Genomic DNA, 23,217 nt, shown 5'->3' on the forward strand with positions numbered 1-23,217 from the left:
GAACATGCGCATTGGGCGACTCGCGGCGGGAACCGGCAGCCTGGTCGTGACGTCCGCGCTCGTGCTCGCCCCGGCGGCCTCGGCCGCCCCCGCCGAGCGTCCCCGCGTGGCGCCGACCCCCACTCCGAAGCCGAAGAAGACGCGCAAGCCGGAGCGGCCGTCGGTCCCGTCCCAGCCCGCGTGCAACAAGCCGAGCGGGCAGCCGGCGTCGGCCATCACCATCGAGCCGTGGGCGCAGCGGCGGCTGGACTTCGAGCAGGCATGGCGGATCACCCGCGGCAAGGGGGTGACCGTCGCCGTCGTCGACAGCGGCATCACGGCGAGCCACCCGCAGTTGCGCGGCAAGATCGCGGCGAGCTTCGACGCGACGAGGTCCACCACCGACGACTGCATCGGACACGGCACGCAGGTCGCCGGTATCATCGCCGCGTCCGACATGCGCGCCCGCAACGTCCCGTTCATCGGTGTCGCTCCGCAGGTCAGGCTGCTGAACGCCAAGTTCGCCGGCGGGCAGAGCACCAACGACACCCTGCTGCTGCCCCGCGCCATCACCTGGGCCGCCGAACGGGGCGCCGACGTGATCAACGTTTCGGTGGACGCCCCCGACACGCCCGCGCTGCGCACCGCCGTGCGGTTCGCGCAGCGCCGCGACGCCCTGATCGTCGCGTCCGCCGGGAACGTCGCCGAGGACCAGCGGGGCAAGGAGAGCGCCGCCTACCCGGCGAGCTATCCGGGGGTGCTGTCCGTCGCCGCCGTGGACGAGGCCGGGACGATCACCGGGTTCTCCAACCTCAAGACGCGCATCGACGTGTCGGCGCCGGGGCAGAACGTCATCTCGACCCTCGGCAGCGGCTATGTCGGCGGACTTCAGGGCACCAGTTTCGGCGCCCCCTACGCGGCGGGGGTGGCGGCCCTCGTCCGCGCCCGGCACCCCAGGCTCACCTACCAGCAGGTCATCAACCGCATCCTGATCACCGCCGAGGGCGGCAACGGCCAGGGCAGCGGACACGGGATGATCAGTCCGCTGCAGGCGGTGACGGCGCTCGTCGACCCGAACGCGCAGCCCGGCGCGGCGAGCGCCCGGCCGATGAGCGGGGCGGTGCCCATCGCCAAGCCGGAGCCGGTCGACCACCGCACCCGCGATATCGGCCTCGCCGTCGCGGGCGGCGCCCTCGCGCTCGCCCTGGCCGTCGCGTTCGCCGGGGCGGTCATCCCGGCCGGTCGCCGGCGCGGCTGGAGGCCGGGACGCGCCGCCCCGCTCGCGAACGACCGCGATCAGCCCTGAGGGTCCTCCCCGAAGGCCGTCTGGATGAGGCGCTTGCCCGCGCGGCGGTCCACATGGGTGCCGCGGCCCGGCGGCAGCAGGCTCGGCCGGACGTCGAACAGGTTCCCCTCGTCCTTGTTGCCCGACATGATCAGCGCCGGGCTGGCCATGTCCTTGAGCCGCTGCAGGATCGGGTCGAACATGGCGCGGCCCGCGCCGCCCATCGTCCGTGAGATCACCAGGTGCATGCCGATGTCCCGGGCCTGCGGCAGCAGCTCGGCGAGCTGAGCCATCGGGTTCCCGGACGGGGTCGCCACCAGGTCGTAGTCGTCCACGACCAGGAACAGCTCCGACCCGCTCCACCACGACCTGTTGCGCAGCTGCTCGGGCGTCAGGTCGGACGGCGGAAGCCGGTTGACGAGGGCGCCGTGCACGTCCTTCATCAGCCCGGCCGCCGCCGTGGACGACGCGGCGAACCCGATGACGTGCTCGCTCTCCGCCGAGTCCAGCAGCGCGCGCCGGTAGTCCAGCATGATGATCCGGGCCTCGGCGGTGGTGTACCGCTCCTTGATCGACTCGACGATGATCCGCAGCAGGTTCGACTTGCCGCACTCGTTGTCGCCGAGGACGACGAAGTGCGGGTCGTTGTCGAAGTCCAGCAGGACGGGGGACAGGGTGTCCTCGTCGATGCCGATCGGGATCCGCTTGCCGGTCTCGGTCAGCGACGGCAGCGAGGTGCGGGGCAGCAGATCCGGCAGCATCCGCACCGGCGGCGCCGACGGGCGGCCCTGCCAGCCGGCCCGCACCGTCTCCACCAGCTGCCGGACGCCGTCGGACAGATCGCCCGCCGAGGTCCGGCCGTCGACGCGGGGAAGCGCGCCGAGGAAGTGGAGGCCCTCGCGCGTGATGCCGCGGCCGGGCCGGCCCTCCGGCACGTTGAGGGCGAGCTTCCGGTCCATCTCCGACTCGTACGGGTCACCGAGCTTGAGCTCCAGCTTCGTGCCGAGCAGGTCGCGGATCGTCAGCCGGAACTCCGACCACTTGTTCGTCGCGGCGATCACGTGGATGCCGTAGCCGAGGCCGCGCGCGGCGAGGTCGGTGACCGTCGCCTCGACCGCCTCGAACTCCTGCCGGACGGTCAGCCAGTTGTCCACGACGAGGAAGACGTCCCCGAAACCGTCCCCGGCGATCTCCCCTTCGGCGCGCATGCGGCGGTAGGTGCCGATCGAGTCGATGCCCCGCTCGGTGAAGAACCGCTCCCGCGACTCCAGCAGGCCGGACACCTCAGCCACCGTGCGGCGGACCCGGTCGGGGTCGAGCCGGCTCGCGACACCGCCGATGTGCGGCAGCTCGGCCAGCGGCGCCAGCGAGCCGCCGCCGAAGTCGAGGCAGTAGAACTGCACCTCCTGAGGGGTGTGCATCAGAGCCAGCGACAGGACGATCGTGCGCAGCAGCGTCGACTTGCCGGACTGCGGGTTGCCCGCCACCCCGATGTGCCCGGCCGAACCGGACAGGTCCAGCCACATCGGGTCGCGGCGCTGGTCGAAGGGCTTGTCGACGATCCCGGCGAACGCGTGCAGCCGGCCGCGGCCGTCCCAGCCGGCGGTGGTGAAGCCGAACTCGGGGGTCTGCTGGAGGTTCGGCAGCACCTGGTCGAGTGTCGACGGCTCCTCCAGCGGCGGCAGCCAGATCTGGTGCGGCGGCGGGCCGTGCCCGGCCAGCTGCTTCACGACCAGGTCGAACAGGCTGATCTGCGGGCCGTCCTCCTCCTGCCGCCGCTGCCGCTGCCGCTCCTGCTGGTGCATCTGCGGCGCCACGTAGGCGGGCGTGAACGGGACGATCTGCGCCGGCTGCCGCGGTCCGTCCGGCGTCCGCTGCGGCTGGTCCTCGTCCGGCTTGTACGGCCCGGACACGTAGGCGGCACGGAACCGGGTCATCGTCTCGGTGCCGATCTTCAGGTACCCGTTGCCGGGCGCCTGCGGCAGTTCGTAGGCGTCGGGCACGCCCAGCACGACCCGGGACTCCGCGGCCGAGAACGTCCGCAGGCCGATCCGGTAGGACAGGTGCGTGTCCAGGCCGCGCAGCTTCCCCTCCTCCAGCCGCTGCGACGCGAGCAGCAGGTGGACGCCCAGCGAGCGCCCCAGCCGGCCGATCATCACGAACAGCTCCGCGAAGTCGGGCTTCGCCGACAGCAGCTCGGAGAACTCGTCCAGCACCACGAACAGCGTCGGCATCGGCTTGAGCGGCGCGCCCTGCTCGCGGGCCTTCTCGTAGTCGCGCAGCGAGGCGTAGTTGCCCGCCGCCCGGAGCCATTCCTGCCGGCGCACCATCTCGCCGTGCAGCGCGTCGTACATGCGGTCGACGAGCGGCAGCTCGTCCTCCAGGTTCGTGATGATGGCCGACACGTGCTGGAGGCCGTCCATGCCGAGGAACGTCGCACCGCCCTTGAAGTCGACCAGGACGAAGTTCAGCACCTCCGACGAGTGCGTCATCGCCAGGCCCAGGACGAGCGTCCGCAGCAGCTCCGACTTGCCGGAACCGGTCGCGCCGATGCACAGGCCGTGCGGGCCGTAGCCGCCCTGCGCCGCCTCCTTGATGTCGAGTTCGATCGGCTGGCCGTCGGCGTCCAGCCCGATCGGCACCCGCAGCCGGTTGCGCGGGGCCCGCGGCCCCCACGCCTGCCGCGCGTCGATCCGGGCCGGGTCGGGCACGCCGAGGAGCGTCGTCAGCGTCGTCGCCGCCGAGAGCGCGTCCATCTCGGGACCGGACGCGGCGCTGGCCCGCAGCGGCGCGAGCTGCCGCGCCAGCCCGTCCGCCTGCGCGTACCCGAACTGGTCGGGACGGCCGAGGGAGCTCGGGACGTCCTTGCCGGTGCGGTCACGGCGCAGCATCGCCATCTTGCCGGGCGCTACCCGCAGCCGCAGCATCGTGCTGTCGGCGGTCGGCGCGACCTGCCCGGTCAGGTCGATCACGCAGACGCCCTGGATGCCGTCCGATCCGATCTGGGAGTCGGGGGTGACGGCACCGCCGTCCACGATCACCACGTGGTAGGGCAGGTCGTCCTGCTGCAGGCCGGGCCTGAACCTCGAACGGTCCTTCACCTCGTTGCCGAGCATCCGCTCCAGCTCGGAGAGACCGCCCGCCATCAGGCGCACCGGGCCCGCCGCGTCCGTCACCGTCGGGTGCATCGCGTGCGGCAGCCACTTCACGAAGTCCCAGTGCGGCATCGCCTCCGCCGACGCGCACACGCTGACGCGCAGGTCGTCCGGCGAGTGGAACGAGCAGAGCTGCGCCACCATCGAGCGGACCATGCCGCGCACCGCGTCCGGGTCGCCCATCGGCAGGATCCGCGCGAACGACGGCATCGACACCGCCACCGGCAGGTTCGGCACGGTCGAGTGCGCCCGGACGAACCGGCGCAGCGCGCCCGCCGTCATCGGCTCCAGATCCTCCACCGGCCGGGTCTCCGGCGGGATCAGCTGGACGGCGAGCTTCTGCGGCCCGGTGCCGATCCGCACGTTCCCGAAGTCGGCGTCGGTGGGCCGGCGCTCCCAGATGCGCGCGCTCATCACCAGGGACCAGAGCGAGTCCGGCGGCGGGCTGTTCCACTCCAGCGCCTCGCGCTGCTGCTCGGCGGCCCGCCGCACCTTGCGGCGCGCCTGCGACAGGTAGCGGAAGTAGTCGCGGCGCGCCCCGTTCAGCTTGAACTTGCGCTCCCCCGAGCCCCGCGCCAGCTGCCCGATCATCATGCCGCCCATGGCCAGCGCCATGCCGCCACTGCTGATCATCATGAGCGGGCTGCGGGTGCCGCCGCCGAGGAACATCAGCCCCATCATGAGCGGCATCACGGCCATCGGCAGGTACATGAGCACGTTCTGCAGGCCGCCGCTCTGCTGCTCCGGGATCTCCGGCGGGGACTCCAGCAGCAGCTCGCCCTTGGGGGTCGGGGGCGGCTTGCGGCGTTCCTTGCGCCGGACGAGGATCGTGCTCACCTCGCGGGTACCTCCGGGAGCTCGTCCCCGGGCGACCGGGGAACAGGGGGACGGCCGACCCGCGGGATTCTCTTGATGTTGAGGTTGATTTAGCCTTGACGGCCGTCACATCCTAAGCTGCGCGTCGATCGGATCCATGCCTGATCTGACCTGAAGGACGGGAGCTCCCGTGAATTCGCCCGCCACGACCGAACTGTGCAGGGTCACCATCGTCGCGCCCAAGCGCCGCGTCGATGTCTCCCTGCCGGCCGACGTACCTCTCGCGCACATGCTCCCCACGTTGCTGCGGGCGGCCGGGGAGGACATGGCGGACGCGGGCCTCGCGCATTCCGGCTGGGTGCTGCAGCGCCTGGACGGCGAGCCGTTCGACACGTCCCAGACCACGACCGCGCTGGGCGTGCGGGACGGCGAGATCCTCTATTTCCGTCCGCGCATGGCGCAACTGCCCGAGATGTCGTTCGACGACGTCGCCGACGTGATCGCGTCCGGCATCCGGGAGCGCACCGACCGGTGGCGGCCCACCACGACCCGCTCGTTCGGGCTCGGCGCGGGCGCGGGCGCGCTCGTCACCGGGGCCGCCGTGATCGCCCTGTCCGGACCGCCGTGGATCGTCCCGGCCATCGCCGCCGGGATCGTCGCGCTCCTCACGCTCATCATGGCCGCGGTGCTGTCCCGTGCCGCCGGTGACTCGGGCGCGGGCGTGATACTCGGCTGGGCGGCGCTTCCGCACGCCTTCCTCGCCGGGCTGGCCGCGCCCGCCCGCGACGGCACCGGCCTGCCCGACCTCGGCGCCCCGCACCTGCTGGCCGCCTTCGGAGTCACGGCGCTCGCCGCGGTCATCGCCGCGTTCGCCGTCGCGGACGGGCTCCCGGTCTTCCTCGGCATCGCGTTCGCCGCGTTCGTCGGTGCCGCCTGCGCTGGGGTCGGGTTCGCGTTCGACGATCTGCCCGCCGCGGGTATCGCCGCGGTCGCCGCGGTCATCGTGATGATGTTCTTCGCCGCCGTGCCGTCGCTGTCGTTCAAGCTGGCGCGGATGCCGCTGCCGCCCGTCCCGAGCAGCGCCGAGGACCTGCGCCGCGACACCGAGACGGTGGACGGCCGGGAGGTGCTCACCCGCACCGCGGCCGCCGACCGGTTCTCCACCGGGCTGATCGCGGCGATCGCGCTGGTCGCCGCGGGGGCGATGCTCTTCCTGTTCGACTCCGGCGGCTGGACGGGCCCCACGACCACGGCGGTCATGTCGCTGTCGCTGCTGCTGCGCGCCCGGATCTTCAAGGGCGTCGCGCAGCGCTCCTGGATGCTGGTCGTCGGGCTGTTCGGCCTCGTGCTCACCACGATCGGACTGGCCGCGCACGGGAGCCAGGTGCTGGCGCTCGCCGCCGCGCTCGTACCGCTGCTCCTGCTCGCCGGGATCGTCGTCGGCGTGACGCTGTGGCTCCCGGACCACCGTCCCACCCCGGTCTGGGGCCGGTGGGGGGACATCCTCGACATGATGGTGATGATCTCGCTGATCCCGCTCGCGCTCGCGGTGCTCGACGTGTACTCCCGCGTCCGCGGGCTGGCCGGGTGACGCGCTGATGCAGAACCGGCGGGATCTCTACCAGGCGCATCGCCTGATGACGCAGCGGGTCGGGCTGGCACTGCTGCAGGGCGAGCCCGACATCGCCGAATCGCCGATGCGGCGGCTGTCGGTCGGGGCGTTCGCCGGCCTCATGGTCGGGCTGCTGATCGTCGCGGTGTTCGGCATCTGGGGGATCCTGTCCCCGGGCGGCGCCAAGGGTTTGGACAAGCCCGGCAAGCTCCTCATCGAGAAGGAGACCGGGACCAAGTACATCTACGACGCGAACACCAAGAAGATGTTCCCGGTCGCGAACTACGCGTCCGCGCTGCTGGCCCTCGACTCCGACAGCGCGCCGGAGCGGCGGAGCGTCTCCCGCAAGTCGCTGGCCAAGTTCGAGCGCGGCGCGATGATCGGCATTCCGGGCGCACCGGACTCCCTGCCCGCCGACGATCAGCTGATCCGCGGGCCATGGTCGGTATGCACCCGCGAGGCCGCGGGGCCGACCGGTGTGAAGCGCCAGATCACCGCCCTCGCGGCCGGTCAGAAGGTCGGCGGGCGGCGGCTCGCCGACACCGAGGCCATCGTCGTCCAGACCGGCGGCACCCCCTGGGTGGTCTGGAAGGACCACCGCATGCAGCTGACCGTCCCGGCGGACCAGGTTCCGGCGCTGACGGGCGGCCCCGGCGCCGCCGAGGTCCCGGCGACATGGCTGAACGCGATCCCCGCCGCGGGCAACTTCGGCTCGCCGAACGTGCCCGACCGCGGCAGGGCGGTACCGGGCCCCCGGGGCGGGACCGCCCGCGTCGGCCAGGTGTTCAAGGCCGACACCGGAGCCGGTGGGCAGGCGCTCTGGTACGTGATGCTGGCCGACGGACTCTCCCAGATCAACGAGACGCAGGCGCAGCTCCTGCTCCGCGACGTCGCCACAGCCACCGCGTATCCGGGTGAGCAGGCCCGGCCGCTGCCCACGGACGTCCCGTCCGCGCAGCAGCGGGCCTCCCGGACGCGGCTGCTGGACAACAGCCTGCCGCCGAAACTGCCCGCGTTCGTCTCCTGGGAGCCCGTCCGGCCGCTGTGCTCGGTGTTCCCTGTCGGGTCCGCCGCCGCGCAGTTGACGGTGGGCGGCAGGCTCCCGGCACCGTCCGCGGGAGTCCTCGGCTCGGGAAGCGCCGGCTCGTCCGGCAGCGTCGACCAGATGGTGCTGCCGCCCGGCGGCGCGGCCCTGATGAGCCTGGTGCCCGCCGGCGGCGACACCGCCCAGGGCGGTTCGGGATCGCTGTCACTGGTCAACGACCAGGGGATCCGGTTCGCCCTGCCGTCCGCCGAGGTGGCCAAGAAACTCGGCTACGACGCTGGAAAGGCCGCCCCCGTCCCTTCCAGCGTGATCCACCTCATCCCGCAGGGTCCGGCTCTGGACCCCGCCCTTGCACGCAAGCCGGTTTCCATACCACGGACATAGTGATCGTGGTATACATCACAGGAACGTGACTGTCATCATTTGCGTCGACATAGACGCACAGTAAGACCTAAGATCAAGGCTATTTCGTGTCGTCAGGAGTGCTCCCCGGCCGGCCGACAGCGGGCCGCCCCTTCTCTCCTGGGGCGCGACCAGAATCGCTACGGAGGTGACACTGTGGGGGACCAGTCCGCAGTCGACAGAGCCGCAATGCAGCAGGCCGCGACCCGCATCGAGGACTCCGCGGGCATCGTCAAGGGCCTGCAGAGCAAGCTCGAAGGCCACAAGTCCCAGCTCATGTCCGGCTGGGCCGGTAACGCCGCGGTGTCGTTCGACCGGGTCTTCAACGAGTTCCAGACCGAGATGAACAAGGTCCGGTCCGCTCTCGAGGGAATGCACCAGAAGCTCGTCCAGACGAAGATCGTCTACGAGAGCAAGGAGCAGGAGCAGCAGGACGCGGTCAACAAGATCAACCAGCTGCTCAACGGCGCCACCTGATCGAGGCCCCCTCCTCCCGCCCCCCGAGATAAAGGACTCCCAAAGTGAGCGACAGCTACACCAAGGCCAATTTCGGCGCGATGCAGCAGGCCCAGGCCGACTTCACCCTGGCCTACCGCGCACTCGTCGACGAGCTCGACGACCTGGAGAAGACCCTCGAGAGCCAGCTCGCCCAGTGGGAGGGCGGCGCGCAGGGTGCCTACTGGGACGCCAAGCGCCAGTGGGACACGGCCGCGGCCCACATCGGACAGGTGCTGAGCCAGCTCGGCGTCGTCATCGGCGAGGCCCACAGCAACTACACCGGTGCCGAGCGCGCGAACCTGAACATCTGGTCGGGCTGACCGACCGCGCAGTCCGTCCACGTCGTGCGGCCCACGGGTCGCACGACGTGGCGCGACACGGCCATGCCGGGGACCAGACGTGACGCGCCAGTGAGGGTGAGCGAATGGGCGACGAATTCCATCTGACAGACGAGCAACTCAAGAAGGTCCAGTACACCGAGTACGTGGGCGGCGGACACGGCGCCCCGCCGGCCGAGATCAAGGTCAACGGGCTCACCCAGGACCAGTGGGACGACCTGCCGGAATGGCGGCAGCGCCAGCTGTACTACGAGTACAGCACCGGAGCCGACGCGGGCAAGTGGGACGACCCGAAGAACGCCCTTCCGCGCGGTACGCAGCCGGAGCGCGGAGAGTGGAAGGCGCAGGCCAAGGACGGCTACGACGTCGACCCGGCCGAGCTCCGGAAACTCGCCAACGACATGAAGTACAAGCTCGACATCTGGAAGCGGAAGATCAACCAGGTCGGCGCCACCAACATCACCACGAAAGACCTCGGCGACACCAAGGGGTCGGACAAGTTCGTCGAGGTCGCGACCGCCAGCAAAACCGGCTTCCAGCAGTACATCAGCTCGATCGAAACGGCCTACAACGCCGTGATCGGCAAGTTGAGAGCGACCGCGGACCAGTACGAGAACGCCCACAACAACACAAGCAAGAAGGTGGGCGATGTGGACCCGGGCTCGGGCGCCCCGGACCTCACGTGATCCCACGCCGGAAGGAGGGAACCAATGGGTAAGGACAACGTTGAGCAATACCCCATCCGGGACGGGATGGCCTTCGGGAGCTACAGCTTCAACGACGAGAACTTCGAGGAAATCAAGAAGAAGCTGAGCAATCTCAACCCCGCTGCCGTCGGGAACGCCGGCACCGCCTACAAGGAAGCTGCCGAAGTCCTCGCGGAAATGACCGACCTGCTGCAGAACGATTATGCGAAGCGCATCGTGAAGCACTGGCAGGGCAAAGTCGCGCAGGAGGCCCTCGACCAGCTGGGGAAGGTCTACAAGACGGCCGGCCAGCTCTCGGACGACAGCCACCGCAACGCCCAGCTCTACACGTGGTACAAGACCAACATCCTTGACTGGTACCACACGACCGGCAAGACCATGGAGGACGGCTACATCAACACGGACGGCGACGACGATGCCGCCCGCAAGTTGATGCAGAAGTTCAACGCCCGGATGAACGAGGCGTTCGAAGGTCATCCGCTCAAGATCACGAAGGACCTGCCCGCAGGGCTCGGTACCGGTGGCGATGATCCGCGCACTCCGGGGCCCGGCCCAGGGGGGCCCGGCGGCCTTCCCAAGGGTGGGGGCGGGGGCGGCGGCCTTTCTCCTGGAAGCTCCAGCTTCCCGACCACCGATGGTGCGGGGAACCTGCCCCGCGGCGACAGTGCCGGGCGCTTCGCACCCGGTGGGCCAGGAGGCTCCAACCCGTTCGCACCGGGTGAAGTGAGCCCGTTCAATCCCCCAGGTGGCAATGGACCGCACCTTCCGCCGGGCTCCGGTGTGGACGGCGGCCCGTTCGGCGGTACCCCGAAGACCGACCTGTCGAGTTTTCCCGGCGGGGGCGGCGGCGGACTCCCGGGCGGTGGCGCAGGTGGCGGGTTCGGTGCCGACCCAGGCGGCTTCGGCGGTGCCGGTGCTGGCGCCGGTGGAGGCATCGGTGCCGGTGGTCCCGGTGCGGGACCGGGCCTGGGTGGCGCGGGCCGTAACGCGGCCGGGATGCGCGGTGGGATGCCGATGGGCGGCATGCCCATGGCGCCTGGCGGCGGCCAGGGCGGCGGGCAGAACGAGGAACGCGAGCGCAACACGTGGCTGACCGAGGACGAGGATGTTTGGGGTGCCGATGACGACACGGCTCCTCCCGTCATCGGTTGACTAAGGTGAGCAGCACCCGGGAGGGGGTGGAGATCTGGTCTCCACGCCCTCCCGGAACGGCTCGACGAAATTGGATGTACGAGGGAGTGTGCGGCGGATGCGATGGCTGCTTCGGACGGCGGCGTCGACGGCGGCGATCGGCCTGGCTCTAGCGCCGGTCGCACCCGCGCACGCGGTCCCGAGCCCTGGCCCGAACCAGTGGTGGTTCGGCTCCTGGGGCATCACAAAAGACGTTTGGCCCCTTACCAAAGGCAAGGGCGTTACCGTTGCGGTCATCGACACCGGTGTCAACGCCCGGTTGCCCGACCTCCGGCCGGTGGTGCTGCCGGGCCTGAATCTGAGGGGTGCCGGCGGGGACGGCCGTGAGGACCTCGATACCCACCAGGGAGGTCACGGTACCGGCATGGCGAGCCTCATCGCCTCGCAAGGCACCGGTACGGGCTTCGTGGGGATCGCTCCCGAAGCCAAGATCCTTCCGATCTCCGCCTCGGTGAGCGGCCGGAGCACCGGCCAGGCCGTCCGCTTCGCCGTCGATCACGGCGCCAAGGTCATCAACATCTCCCAGTCGGGCGAGGCCGCCGCCATCTACCCGAACCAATGCCCACCACAGCTGCTGGACGCCATCAGGTATGCGGCGCAAAAGGATGTCGTCATCGTCGCCAGCGCCGGCAACACCGGGGACGTGGACAACAAGGCCATCTATCCCGCGTCGTGTCCAGGGGTCCTGGCAGTCGGAGCGCTGGGCCGTGACGGCAAGCCTTGGAAGTCGACGCAGCAGCAGAGCTATGTGGCTGTGGGGGCGCCCGGCTCGGGGGTCGGTTTCATCAACAAGGAAGGCCACGCATACTCCAGCGGAGCGGGGACGAGTCAGGCGTCCGCGCTGACGTCCGGTGCCGTGGCGCTGATTCGCAGCCGCTACCCGGACATGCCGGCGCGGCAGGTCGTGCAGCGTCTCATCGGCACCGCGAAGGACTTCGGGGCTCCCGGGCGTGACGACCAGCTCGGTTACGGCGTCATCAGCATTCCGCGCGCCCTCAGGCAGGACGTGCCGAAGAACACTCCCAACCCGCCGTACGAGCGGCTCGACAAGGTCATGGCGACCGCGAAGAAGCCGGCGGCGACGAAGCCGGACGCCGAGGAGCAGGACGACTCGGGCGGCTTCCCGGTGCTGCCCGTGGCCGGTGGCGTCGTCGTCCTGGCCGTGGTGGTCGTCGGAGGGTTCGTGCTGCTGCGTGGTCGCCGCAAGCCCGCGACGCCGTCCGGCCCGATGCCGTCCGGTCCCATGCAGGGCGGCATGATGCCGCCGGGGCCGCCGTCGTTCGGCGGCTCGCAGCCCTCGCCCTACCAGCCGGGGTCGCCGCAGCCTCCGGCCGGGCCGCCTGGACCGCCGCAGGGCCGCTGAGGGCGCGAATGCGACGGAGGCTGACCGCGCCGACGTTCATCCTGTCGTCGGTGCGGACGGGGTCGACGCTGCTGCGCGCGATCCTGGGAAGCCATTCGGAACTGCACGCCCCGCACGAGACACACTTGGGCGACATCACGGTGGGTTTCGAGTCCCGCCAGGTCGCGCGGGCGATGGAGGGGCTCGGGCACACTCCGCGCGACCTGCGCTTCCTGCTGTGGGACGCCGTCCTGGCCGAGGAACTCGCCCGCAGCGGCAAGCGCCTGCTCGTGAACAAGTCGCCGAACGACGTGTTCATCCGGGATGAGATCGTCGAGTGCTGGCCGGACGCCCGGTTCGTCTTTCTGGTGCGGCATCCGTCCGCGATCCTGAGGTCCTGGCGCGTCGCCCGGCCGTACCTCGAGCGGGAGCAGCACGTCGCCGACATCGTCCGCTACTGCGAGGCGGTCGAGGAAGCGCGTGGCGAGCTGGACGGGCCGACCGTCCGGTACGAGGACCTGATCCGGGATCCCGTGGGCACCGTGAGCGGCCTGTGCGACTTCCTCGGCGTCCCGTGGGAGGAGGACATGCTCGACTACGGCGAGGCGGGCACCGGCTCGTTCGTTCCCGGGCTGGGCGACTGGCTGGAGAAGATCCACACGGGACGGATCCAGCGGGTCCTGGACACGCCGGAGCCGGCACCGCCGCGGTTGAAGGACGTCTGCCTCGCGTGGGGCTATTCGCCCGGCTGACGCTCCAAGCAGGTTCCGCAACGGGTGAGGGCCTCGGTGACGGCTCGCGCGACCTGCTCGGCGCCGTTCCGCGCCGTGGCCTCGTCCAGGGGGGGCTTCTCGCGGGTCTTGGGATCGGCCGTTCCCGGCTCGGCCGTCGCGCCGGTGTACCGGACGGTGATGACGGCGTTGCGGAGCCGGGCGGTGGTCTTCACCGTTCCGGACCGTCCCAGCGTTCCGTTGAGCGTCAGGTGCTGGGTGAACGCCTGCTCGCCGATGCGGACGACCGATGGGGCTTCGCCGTGCAGATCGCCGGGCGCTCCGGTGGCGGTGCCCGCCATGGCCCGCGCGCCGCGCCAGGCGGCGTCGTACTCCGACTTCGCCGCCGCGTCTCCGTCCAGGTGCAGCCTGACCGAGATGTCCAGCCGATGCGCGGCCGTGGTGCCGGGTCGGGCGATGCCCGGCGGTTCCGACCACTCGCAGGCCGCGTACCGCGCCGTCGTGGAGTTCTGAGCCGTGGACGGGACGGGCGGCTCCGAACGCGGCACGATCCGTTCCAGGATCTCTCCCGGCACGAGCGAGCACGCTTCCGGCATGGACGTGAAGCGCGTCGGCCTTGCGTCGTCACCCGATCCGCTCGTCGCCCAGACCGCCGTGCCGAGGACGGCGGCCGCCGCGAACGCGCCGCCCGCGATCCCCACACGGCGGGCTCGTCCAGCTCGCGGGGGTGGTGTCGCGTCCGCGTCCGTGGCCTGAGGGGGGTCGGCGGGCGGCACGTCGGCCGGCCGCATCGTGCCGTCCAGCTGCTGATCCGAAGCGATGAACTCCGGACGCGCGCGTTCGGGCAAGACACCGTCCCTCTCAACCGGATATGACTACGTGTGACCAATCGTGCGGATTCTGTTGTCGGCTCCGCTCGGGCGTGCCATCATCATGACCGCTCTTTGATCGATGGTAGACCGTTCCGTCAGGCCGTTCCCCCCAGGAGAGCCGTGTCACCGCCGAACAAGATCAACGACATCATCAACGCTCCCTCCGGAGGCCGACCGGGGGCGGACGGCCGGATGCGGCCCGCCCTGCCGAGATCACCCTTCGGGGCGGCCCCGGTCGGTTCGGCGGGTGACGGCGTCCGGTTCAACCCGGACCGCATCCAGGACCTCGGTACGAGGCTCGTCCGAGCGGTGGGCCGATGCCTCACCGAGGCGAGGAGCGACCTGAACGGCAGCCCCCGCGAGGTCGAGGCGGGCAGCTTCACCACCTTCTGCGCGCACCTCGCGCATGCCTACGTGCAGGCCGTCGAATACGCCGACCAGGACCTCATGATGAAGGAACGCGCACTTTTGGAGGTCGACGGCAAGCTCCGGGAGACCGCGCGGATCCTCCGCGAGGTCGAGAAGAAGAACACGGTCAAGGCCGGCTGATGGGCGGCCACGGCCTCGACGGCCTCGAGCGGGACGCGAAGATCGCCTATCACGAGGCCGCCATCGGCGCGGTGTTCGTGTCGGCGGCCTGGCCGAGCGTCGCGATCATCTATATGGCGCAGTCCGATCCCGCTCAGCTGTGGGACGCCGCCGGCGAGTGGCGGAAGGTGATGCACAAGCTGCTCCAGGCCCAGGAGGCCGTCGAAACGCAGCTCGACGCCCTCCAGGAGGCCGACTGGTCCGGAAAGGACAGGGATGCCTGCGAGAAGCACCTGAACGCCTATCGGAACCAGATCAAGATATCCCTGGGGTTCGCGGCGGCCGTCTCCGTCTCCCTGCAGATCATGGCGCTGCTGATCGCGGCCTTCATCGTCCTGATGGTGGTGCTCTCCACGATCCTGGTGCTCTACGCGGCCTGGATGTTCGCACTCATGATCGTGAGCCGGATCCCGTTCCCCCCGACGAAGACGGCCGCCGAGGCGCAGCTCGTCATCGTTCGCGCCCAGGCGAACCTGTTCGCCATACAGATGCGGAGTCTCCTGCGGACCGGGCAGAAGGGCCTGGAAACGGTCGGCAATGCCGCCGCCGGGCTTCTCTGGGCGGGCATGGCGGTGGACGCGACGGGGCAGATGCTGTCCGGCAACACGCGAGGGTACGCCGATTTCGTCCAGGCGGCCGTCAACAGCGCCGACGACGTGGCCAAGGGACGGCTCGCACTGCTGGAGCAGAAGGTGACCGGCCAGCTCATGCGGGGGTGGGCCTTCGGCGGCCAGGGCGTCGGCCGAAGCCTCAGGATTCCCATCACCCGCATCCCTCCGCAGATGAGGCCCTACGTCCAGGGCGGCCTGGCCATCCCCAAGGGCGCCGCGGACGTCGGCGTCCCCGGCGTTTCCGAAGGTCCGCTCGCGGGCGGTTCCCCCGTGATGAGCGCACCGCTCACCGGCAGCGAGTACGGCGATCCGTACGTCGAGCGTACGGATCCGATCAGGAGGTCCGAAGATGGTTGAGGGTCCAGTGATCGTCATCGACGATGGCGGCGGGGGAGTGCGCACGGCCCTCGCCTTCGGCGGCGGGACGGTGGCCTGCGTCGTCGTCGGAATCCTCGTCGGCGGCGGCGCCTCGATCGCCTTGTTCGCGGCGGCGGTCCTCCTGTTCATGCTGACCGTGGTCACCGTTGTCGGCCTCAAGCATCCCGAATGGTACTTGCGCTCCTTTCTGACCGTCGACGGATTCGTTCGCACGGCGAAGGGAAAGCAGGACCTCATCCCCGCCGCCGCGATCAAGGCCGTCGGGCTGAACAGCGAAGGGGTCGTCACCGAACTGGTCGTCTGGTGCGACACGGAGCTGCTGCCGGAGGCGCCCGGCTACTGGAAGTACCGCAAGGACCGGGTGCCCGGCACCATCGTGCTCGGGCTCGTCGACCTGGGCCCCGTGAATCCGGACGGCGCGGTGCGGGGAGGGTTTTCGCTGCGTCGCGTACAGGAGATCCGCGCCTTCATCGAAAAGCACGGCATCGCCGAGTGGCGGAACGAGCGGCCGCGTCTCGGCCGTCCCGGCTGATCAGCCGAAGTCTCCGGGGTGATGGAGGGCCTCGTCCATGGCCATGACGAAGGCGAGGAACAGTCGTGCGCCGGTGTCGGAGATCCGCGGGCTCAGTTCGATCTGCCACGCGTCGGGGCGCTCGGTGCCGGAACCCATCGCCTGCTGCTGCGCGTCGCTCATGACGTAGGTGTTCCCGTCGACGGCGATGGTTCCGGTGGGCGCGCCCGAGGAGTCCTCGACCGTGTAGCCGCGGCGGTGCCGCCGGACGGTTCCGCAGGGGTCCTCCAAGGCGTCCTCGACAGGGACGCGACGGACCGTCGAGCCGTCCGGCAGCACCGTGCGCAGGACGAGGTCGCCATCGGGACGCACCAGCCGCACACGATCATCCGTTGTGAGGAAGAGGGTCCGCCATGTGCCTCGCGGATGGCGCATCTCGGCGAGCACCTCGCCCGCCCAGTTCGCGAACGTTCCGTTCGCATAGAGCAGTTCACCGGTCGAGAACAGCATGTCAGCGCCCGAAGACCTTGCGCATGTCGCCGAGCATCGCGGTCGCGTCCCGCAAGGTCTCGTCGAACAGCTTCTGGGCCTCCGCGACCTTCGCCTTGACCTCGTCCTGCTCGACCGCCGGGTCGCCGGCGTTGCCGAAGACCTCCCGGCGCAGATCGTCGGAGTGGCGCCGGTAGCTCTCCCTCGCCTCCCTGGCCGTGGCGACGATGACCGTGGCGAGCTCCTCGGAGGCCATCCGCATCGCGCGGGGATCGAGCCGCAACCCGGCCATGCCGTCGCGGTTCCAGGTGACGGCCACGCGGCCGTCGTCGCTCTCCGCCTCGCCGGTCAAGTGGCCTGCCCGCCCCTCGAGCGCCTCGGCGCGCGCCAGGTGTTCATGGGCCTCCTCCAGCAGCTTCTCGAGATCGATATCGCCCATCACTACCCTCCGGCCGCACGCTCGGTCACTTATTCGCAACGGAACGTGTCTACGCTAATGGACGCGTGCCGCCTACGTGATGGATTCATGCGAGATAGAGGAGGAAGCCGGTCTATCCGCGCATCGATCACCGACCTACGAAGGAGGCGGGACGAGGATGCGTCTCATACGGAGGGCGTGCTTGCCGCGTTCGACGATGGCGGGGTCCGCAGGGGGCAGTTGGTAGCCGCGGCTTCTGATGTGCTGGAGCAGGCCATCCTCGGGCGCGATATCGCGCTGCTCCAGTTGGTAGGGAACGCCGCCCTGCCAGACCCAGGTGCCGTCCGTGTGGTACGTGTGCGGAACGACCCGGGGCCTGGTCCGGTCGAGTTCGTCCGGGACTAGCCGATCGTTGTCGAGCACGATGGGCGCATCGCGCAGATAGCGCAGCACCGCTTCGCGCTCCCCGGGCTCCAGACCGGGGCGTGTCCAGACCTCGACGTCCTCGGGGCGCGGGCTCCGCGACAGCGGTAGGGACTGCTCATGGACGGCCGCACGACGGCGAAGGTCGTCCAGTGTCGGTGCCTCCTGCACGGCGGTGCCGGGGGGCACCGTGCCCGCGGCGGGATCCGCGGGCAAGGCGCGGCAGCGGTTGAGAATCTCGGACGCGGGGACGTCCTGTCCGTACAGATCGCGGAGTCGCAGGATCCAGGCCGACAGGGCGTCGGCCCCAAAGGCGCCGGCGTCGGCGCGGGGCTCGAACAGAGCGGCGTTGCCGGTGACACCCGCCCATAGGTAGCCCAGCGTCACGCCGCTGCCGGTGAGCGGCAGATACCGGACCGGGCCCTCGGTGGTCATGTCGTAGAAGGGAGGCAGTTCGACGGTCAGTGCCCCCCAGCCCTCCGACCGGTCCAAGGGCGTTCCGTCCGGCAGCTCCCCGTACACCAGTGAGTCCAGGGGGGACTCTTCCTCATCCGGGTTGGCGAGCCGGGCGAGGGCACGCCTGCTCTCGAGGACCTCTTCCCGGGCACCCGCGGGGACACCGCCGCCGACGGGGTCCTCCGGGCGCCCGATCCACTGCCGGATCGCCTCACGCGCGGGCAGCCCCTGGGCGAAGCTCTCGCGTAGGCGCCGGTTCCAGACCAACGGGGTGCTGATCGCCTCCGTGAGGTACTGGTTCCGGCGGACGAATCCTGCCGACACCTCGTCGGTCCCGGCCCACAGATAGCCCACGTGCAGGCCGTTCAGCATGACCGGTAGATGAACGATGGGCCAGCGCGTCCGGGACTCGTAGGTCGTGGGCTCGGACACCTGCTCCCAGGGTGGCACCACCCGAGGTACACCTCCCTGCGGGGGAGGAGCGGACGGCACAGGCCCGGACGGCAGAAATGGCCGAAATTCGGACGAATTTGGGCCATTTGGCGGCTGGGCGTCGGTCATGTCGACTCCTGCGGTCGGGCCTGCTGGTGGCCGTGCGGTTTCTGGAGCCACGACGGGATGTGCTCGGGGGCCCGCGGGTGGAGCCGAAGCTCGTCGGCATATGCCTCTGCCGGGGGAGGGGCCGCCCAGGTCGGCTCGTCCGCGCGGTTGTATTCGATTTGGTACGTGAAGGGGAAGGTAAGCCGGAACTTCGCGGAGAACCAGGTACCCAGGCCCTCCTCGTGCATACCGGAGCGGAGGCGTGCGAAAAGTTCGGCGACGGCCGGCGGTGGTGTCCACAGGCTGGGCAGACCCGGCCCGGAGATCTTGCGGACCTGACCGAGCGTCTCGCTGTGCGAGCCCACGGCACGGTGAACGATCACGGACTCCTGCCATGCCGCCGGCAGCGTGTGGACGAGCACCAGCGTGATGTCTTCGAGGAGTGCGTTCTGCTGTTCTGGACTCAGCCGTTCACTCACCGTGCCTCCTGCAGCCTGCCCCGCAGCCATTCCGGGACATGCGCGTCCTCACGGGGGAACGCGGCCAGATCCTGGGCCCATTCACTGGCGGTGAGATCTGGTTTCCAGAGCGGATCATATTGGTAGTTGAAACTGGTGTAGTAGGTGCCGGGAGGATCCATCATCAGGCGCATGCTCAGCCAGGTGCCCGCCCCTGGCCGGTACATGATGGACCGCAGTTCGCCGACCATGCCGATCACATCGCGGGGCATTTCCATGGGCGGTGACGAACCGTCCCGGAGGACGACCGTGAGGGCGATGTCGGAGACGCCCACGGACATGACGGCCTTCATGTCGATGCGTTTCCATTCGGCCGGCGCGGCCTTGGCGAGCAGCATCGCGACGCCTTTGACGAGTTCGTCGTGACGCTGTGCGTCATAGGGCAGCGGTCCGCGCCCTGGACCGTCTGTCATGGGCGTCCCTTCCGTTGCGTGAGTTCAGTCATCGGAAACCTCCACCAGGTGCCCGGAGTCGAGGAGGGCGGTGATGGAGTCGGGAAGGTGGTACCCCATGCCGGTGTTCGGCGGGGGCGGGTCGGCTCCGAGTGGTCCGGGCTCGAACAGGCCGGTGCGGGCCTGGATGGGCTTCTCGACACGGTACCGGTGGTAGGCGTGGTCGCTGGGCGTGCCCCACAGGCCGCGCAATAGGAAGGGCGTTTCGATGTCGAAGACGAAGGGGTCGGCTGGATCGCCGTAGGTGTCGACCACCGTGCCGACAGGAAGGACTGCCGTGGGAGGCGTGGAGATGGGCTTTGGGCTGGGAGAAGGCTTGGGTAGGACCTTGTCGGCGACCATGACGTAGAGGTCGTGGACGGTGACGAAGGAGCCTTTTTGCGGTGCGGGTTCAGGGAAGCAGATGAAGTACCCACCCGGACGGTTGTGAAGCGGGTCCAAGGCGATACAAGGGGGCGAGTTGCGAGGCCGGGGCGATCCGGCGGTGCGGGACGCCAGCTCGCGGCCGATGTCGTGGAGCATCCACGCCTGCTGGTTCTTACGCGGCCTGCGCTGTCGGGTGAGGATCCCCGCGAGGGTGAGGACGGCGCTGTTGATCTCCATGTCGGCGTCCGCCATGATGCCGGCCATCGCGTGCGCGACGGCGCGGCGGGCCTCCGCGTGCGGCTGGATGGACCCGCCGGGGGCGAGGACGAACCAGACGCCCTCGGCATGGGTGACGCTCCAGCCGTCGCGGGCGGGTTCACCGATGCCGAGACGGCCCGCGCCGGGGACGAGGTCGGCGAGTTTCGCGCGGGCCTGGACGAACAGCCGTTCAGTCCCGGCGGGGAGCAGCGCCACAAGATCGCCTTCCGCCTGCGGGACGGGCGTGTGGTCCTGGGCGGCGCGGTGCAGGTGCAGCAGCTCGCGCATCCATGCGGGAAGCCTCTCCTCGGGGCGGGGGAAGCGCTGGAGTTCGGTGGCGCAGTCGGCCGGGGTGACGTCCTCGGTCCGGATGCACTCGGCGGCGGATCCGGCGGACACCGACCAATCCGTTTCGCCGTCGCTGTTCCGCAGCTGGTAGGTGAGCACCGACCAGGCGCCTTCATCGGGATCGGCGGTGATCTCGCGGTGCCGCCGCAGCAGGTCGGGTATCGGAGAGTGGGGCAGGCGCAGTTCGGCCGCTTTGATGCCGCCAGGACGACCGCCGCCTTCTTCGACGCCCGCCAGCTGGATGAACTCGTTGTCGCCCACCGCGCGGTAGACGAGCTTGGCGCTTTCCCACGTCGGAGGCAGGAGGCCGGTGATCTCGGCGATGAGCCGGGCGAGCAGGGCGGCTTCGGTGTCGGTCGTCATGGCCCGGGCACCTCGGCCAGGATTCCCTCCGTCAAAAGGGCGGCGACCGTGTCGACCAGGTAGTAGCCACGGCCCTGGCCGGCGGTGTTCTCGACCGAGATGGTGTCGGTCGCGAAGGGGAAGGACGGAAACACCGTCAGCGGTGCTCGGACCCGGTAGCGGTGCTGCGGGTGGTGGCGCGTGGGGTCGCCCGGCAGCCCCTGCCGGTGGAACGGGGTCCCCGGCTCGAAAAGGAACACCTGGTCGGGCCCACCGTAGCCGTCCAGCACCTTCCCCTCGGGGAGGGTCTCGCCGGGCTCTCCGGGGCCTTCCGGAAGCTCGTTGAACACCGCCATCGACCACACTTCGCGGACGCTGACGAACCGGCCCGCTCCAGAGGTGGGACGCATCGGGCAGACCAGGTATCCGCGGCGGCCGGCGACATCGTCCAAAGAGATGTGGAGGGTCTTGCTTGAGCGGGGCGCGTCCGTCGTCTCGGCACCCGGCCGCTCCCCCGCATCGGTGAACTCCCACACCCCGGCCTTGCCGACGATCAGACCGGCGGCCTGCAGAACCGTGCTGTTCACGCCGGTGCCGGCGTCGGCCAGCACGTCACCGACGGCACGGGCGGTCGCCTCCCGGGCCGTGCTATGCGTGGACGCCTCGACGGCGACGCCGTCCAGGACGTGAACGGCTCGCCAGCCGCTCTCGCCATGCGTGACCGTCCAGCAGCCGTCCCGCAGGGCGCCCACCTGGAACCGGTCGACGGCGTCCCGGGCCAGATCGCGCAGGATCCGCCGGGCCCGATCGAACAGGACAGGGCTATGGGGAAGGAGCATTGCGACGAGATCGCGCTCTGATTGCGGTGCCGCCATGGTCAAAGAGTGTCGGATCGGTTGATGCCGTCGACGGCCGCCCGGCGGGCGTCCTCGTCCACGTCCGGCACCTGAAAACCGGCCGCCCGGGCGCGCTCGACCAGGCCGGGCTGGGGCGGGACGTCGTGGTTGCGCAGGTAATAGGCGATCGCGCCGGGCCAGACCCATCTGCCGTCGGTGTGATACGTCATGGGCACCGCCGCAGGGCGGTCGCGGTCGAGGACGTCGATGCCGTATCCACGGGCGGCCAGCACGATCGGTGCCCCTTCGAGGTACCGCAGCAACGGTTCCCGCTCGTCGTCCCGGACGGCGGGACGGTCCACGGCCGGGACGGGGTCCATGGAATCGAAGATCCGCGCCATCCGCATGACCGGCACCGGAGGCGGGGTCGGGGTCAATCCCTGCTCGCGCAGAGCGGCGTCGAAGAGCGGGTTGGTCCGCTTGCTCAGCTCCCGGACCAGCGCCTTCTCCTCGGCGTTCAACTCCCAGCGGTCCTGGTCCTCGGCCGCCGCTATCAATCCGCGGATCGTTTCATAGATCGCAGCGACCGGCCCTTCGCCCAGGTTGCACCGGGCCCGGTACAGCTCCACCGCCGTGACGAACTCCTCGAACGACAGCTCCTCGATGTCGGCGTCCCGGTTGAACAGCAGATCCGCGGTGTACCGCATCGCCCGCTCGAAATCCCCGCGCCACGGATTCACCGCCAGGGCGATGAGACCGCCGTCCGGCGGCTCGAGCAGGACGACGGGCTTCTCGTCGTAGGTGTAGTACTCCGGGTACCGACGCGGCACCAGCTTCATCGAACTTCCCCTTGATCGTCCAACCCGCGGCGTCACTCGCCCGCGAGACGGGCCAGTTCGCTCAGATCGGCCATCGTCTGCTCCGCCGCGTCCGCGGCGATGCCCCCGGCCAGGGAATCCTCCTCGGTCCCGCGCAGCCTCCGCACCGCCTCGACCGCCGGGACGCCCGCGCCGAACGCGTGCGCCAGACGCGCCAGCCACAGTCCGGCCGCGACCTCACCGTCCCGGCCCGCCGCCGGGCGCGCCAGATAGGACGCCGCCTCGCCCGCCACCGATGCCCACAAGAAACCCAACACCGCACCGTCACGCGTCACCGGATAGAACGTCACCGGCCCCGCCGTCTCCACGGCGTACGACGGTGGACGCACGCTCACCAGCGGCCCCCATCCCTGTGCGCGGTCCGCGGGCGTGCCGTCGGGATACAACCCGTCCTGCACCAGCGGCCCGGCCGTCCGGGGGGTTCCCGGATTCGCCAGCTCGTGCAACGCGTCGAGACTCGTCGCCCGCTCCGCACGGGCACCCACCGGCACGGCGCCCGCGACCGGATCCTCCGGAGCGCCGACCCAGCGTCCGACCGCGTCCCGTGCCGGAAGGCCCTGGGCGAACGCCTCCTCCAGCCGGGCCCCCCACGTCCGGGACGCCTCCATGCCCGCGCTCCGCGTGGCCAGGCGGAGGAGGAATCCGGCGGCCTTGGCGTTGGATTCGGCCACCCACAGGTAACCGAGCAGCTCGCCACGCCCCACGACCGGCAGATACAGCACCGCCTGCCGTGTGAAGCGCTCGTACGTCCCCCTCGGCGGCCGCGGACCACCCGGTATCGGCGGGGCCTGCGGCAGGTCCGGAAAGCCGCTGGTCATGAGATGCGGATTCC

Annotated in this window: 23 protein-coding genes; 12 read left to right on the top strand and 11 right to left on the bottom strand. The window is 70.3% G+C overall.

The features are described 5' to 3' along the window. Positions 1-4: 4 nt before the first annotated feature. Positions 5-1,285 carry a S8 family serine peptidase gene (locus IE99_RS0121155; protein WP_030173528.1) on the top strand — a complete coding sequence of 427 codons (1,281 nt, stop codon included), beginning with the start codon at positions 5-7 and terminating at the stop codon, positions 1,283-1,285. Here the strand turns inward: IE99_RS0121155 and IE99_RS0121160 are convergent. Further along, positions 1,276-5,256, bottom strand: a complete 3,981-nt coding sequence (locus IE99_RS0121160) for a type VII secretion protein EccC (RefSeq protein WP_030173531.1) — start codon at positions 5,254-5,256, stop codon at positions 1,276-1,278. The two genes, IE99_RS0121155 and IE99_RS0121160, sit on opposite strands and share 10 nt — an antisense overlap. A 169-nt stretch (positions 5,257-5,425) precedes the next feature. Here IE99_RS0121160 and eccD point away from each other — a divergent pair, with 169 nt between their 5' ends. The 8 genes from eccD (at position 5,426) to IE99_RS0121200 (ending at position 13,122) form a co-directional block, all read left to right on the top strand. Beyond that, complete coding sequence (eccD, locus tag IE99_RS0121165; RefSeq protein ID WP_030173534.1) at positions 5,426-6,826, top strand: type VII secretion integral membrane protein EccD; 1,401 nt, start codon at positions 5,426-5,428, stop codon at positions 6,824-6,826. Between the two features lie 7 nt (positions 6,827-6,833). Beyond that, the gene (eccB, locus tag IE99_RS0121170) at positions 6,834-8,276 is read left to right on the top strand and encodes a type VII secretion protein EccB (RefSeq protein ID WP_030173537.1); all 1,443 of its coding nucleotides are present in this window, start codon (positions 6,834-6,836) and stop codon (positions 8,274-8,276) included. Between the two features lie 174 nt (positions 8,277-8,450). Continuing rightward, a complete protein-coding gene (locus IE99_RS0121175) occupies positions 8,451-8,771 on the top strand; it encodes a WXG100 family type VII secretion target (protein WP_281176568.1) in 321 nt (106 codons plus the stop codon). 44 nt (positions 8,772-8,815) lie between these two features. Beyond that, positions 8,816-9,112 (top strand): WXG100 family type VII secretion target, encoded by a 297-nt coding sequence (locus tag IE99_RS0121180; protein ID WP_245623296.1) that lies wholly within the window; start codon positions 8,816-8,818, stop codon positions 9,110-9,112. Positions 9,113-9,216: 104 nt separating this feature from the next. Next, positions 9,217-9,816, top strand: a complete 600-nt coding sequence (locus IE99_RS0121185; RefSeq protein WP_030173546.1) for a hypothetical protein — start codon at positions 9,217-9,219, stop codon at positions 9,814-9,816. 24 nt (positions 9,817-9,840) lie between these two features. Then, complete coding sequence (locus IE99_RS30545; protein ID WP_051712933.1) at positions 9,841-10,989, top strand: magnesium and cobalt transport protein CorA; 1,149 nt, start codon at positions 9,841-9,843, stop codon at positions 10,987-10,989. Between the two features lie 97 nt (positions 10,990-11,086). Next, positions 11,087-12,391, top strand: a complete 1,305-nt coding sequence (locus IE99_RS0121195; RefSeq protein WP_030173552.1) for a S8 family serine peptidase — start codon at positions 11,087-11,089, stop codon at positions 12,389-12,391. An 8-nt stretch (positions 12,392-12,399) separates the two neighbouring features. Beyond that, a complete protein-coding gene (locus IE99_RS0121200) occupies positions 12,400-13,122 on the top strand; it encodes a sulfotransferase family protein (RefSeq protein WP_051712937.1) in 723 nt (240 codons plus the stop codon). Here IE99_RS0121200 and IE99_RS0121205 read toward each other — a convergent pair. Then, positions 13,107-13,949, bottom strand: a complete 843-nt coding sequence (locus IE99_RS0121205) for a hypothetical protein (RefSeq protein ID WP_157610424.1) — start codon at positions 13,947-13,949, stop codon at positions 13,107-13,109. The two genes, IE99_RS0121200 and IE99_RS0121205, sit on opposite strands and share 16 nt — an antisense overlap. Before the next feature lie 144 nt (positions 13,950-14,093). Here IE99_RS0121205 and IE99_RS0121210 point away from each other — a divergent pair, with 144 nt between their 5' ends. The 3 genes from IE99_RS0121210 to IE99_RS0121220 are packed head-to-tail and all read left to right on the top strand — an operon-like array spanning position 14,094 to position 16,082. Next, positions 14,094-14,522 carry a hypothetical protein gene (locus tag IE99_RS0121210; RefSeq protein WP_030173561.1) on the top strand — a complete coding sequence of 143 codons (429 nt, stop codon included), beginning with the start codon at positions 14,094-14,096 and terminating at the stop codon, positions 14,520-14,522. Then, entirely contained in the window at positions 14,522-15,529 is a 1,008-nt protein-coding gene (locus IE99_RS0121215; protein ID WP_030173564.1) for a hypothetical protein, read from the top strand. Before IE99_RS0121210 ends, IE99_RS0121215 begins: the two co-directional genes overlap by 1 nt. Positions 15,530-15,536: 7 nt before the next feature. After that, entirely contained in the window at positions 15,537-16,082 is a 546-nt protein-coding gene (locus tag IE99_RS0121220; RefSeq protein WP_030173567.1) for a hypothetical protein, read from the top strand. Here the strand turns inward: IE99_RS0121220 and IE99_RS0121225 are convergent, their stop codons facing one another. From IE99_RS0121225 to IE99_RS30565, 9 genes are all read right to left on the bottom strand, one after another. Continuing rightward, entirely contained in the window at positions 16,083-16,571 is a 489-nt protein-coding gene (locus tag IE99_RS0121225; protein ID WP_030173570.1) for a hypothetical protein, read from the bottom strand. 1 nt (position 16,572) lies between these two features. Further along, positions 16,573-16,989 carry a YbaB/EbfC family nucleoid-associated protein gene (locus IE99_RS0121230; protein ID WP_030173574.1) on the bottom strand — a complete coding sequence of 139 codons (417 nt, stop codon included), beginning with the start codon at positions 16,987-16,989 and terminating at the stop codon, positions 16,573-16,575. 135 nt (positions 16,990-17,124) lie between these two features. Continuing rightward, a complete protein-coding gene (locus IE99_RS30550; RefSeq protein WP_157610425.1) occupies positions 17,125-18,219 on the bottom strand; it encodes a hypothetical protein in 1,095 nt (364 codons plus the stop codon). Between the two features lie 185 nt (positions 18,220-18,404). Next, the gene (locus IE99_RS0121240; protein ID WP_051712941.1) at positions 18,405-18,866 is read right to left on the bottom strand and encodes a hypothetical protein; all 462 of its coding nucleotides are present in this window, start codon (positions 18,864-18,866) and stop codon (positions 18,405-18,407) included. After that, entirely contained in the window at positions 18,863-19,243 is a 381-nt protein-coding gene (locus IE99_RS0121245; protein ID WP_051712943.1) for a hypothetical protein, read from the bottom strand. The genes IE99_RS0121240 and IE99_RS0121245 overlap by 4 nt, the downstream gene beginning before the upstream one ends. Before the next feature lie 99 nt (positions 19,244-19,342). Next, entirely contained in the window at positions 19,343-20,692 is a 1,350-nt protein-coding gene (locus IE99_RS0121250) for a glycohydrolase toxin TNT-related protein (protein WP_030173586.1), read from the bottom strand. Continuing rightward, the gene (locus IE99_RS30555) at positions 20,689-21,510 is read right to left on the bottom strand and encodes a glycohydrolase toxin TNT-related protein (RefSeq protein ID WP_169744462.1); all 822 of its coding nucleotides are present in this window, start codon (positions 21,508-21,510) and stop codon (positions 20,689-20,691) included. Before IE99_RS30555 ends, IE99_RS0121250 begins: the two co-directional genes overlap by 4 nt. 38 nt (positions 21,511-21,548) lie before the next feature. Then, positions 21,549-22,346 (bottom strand): hypothetical protein, encoded by a 798-nt coding sequence (locus tag IE99_RS32045; RefSeq protein ID WP_051712948.1) that lies wholly within the window; start codon positions 22,344-22,346, stop codon positions 21,549-21,551. Positions 22,347-22,378: 32 nt separating this feature from the next. After that, positions 22,379-23,203, bottom strand: a complete 825-nt coding sequence (locus tag IE99_RS30565; protein WP_051712950.1) for a hypothetical protein — start codon at positions 23,201-23,203, stop codon at positions 22,379-22,381. Between the last annotated feature and the right edge of the window lie 14 nt (positions 23,204-23,217).

This window comes from Spirillospora albida, from assembly GCF_000718255.1.
GTDB lineage: Bacteria > Actinomycetota > Actinomycetes > Streptosporangiales > Streptosporangiaceae > Spirillospora > Spirillospora albida.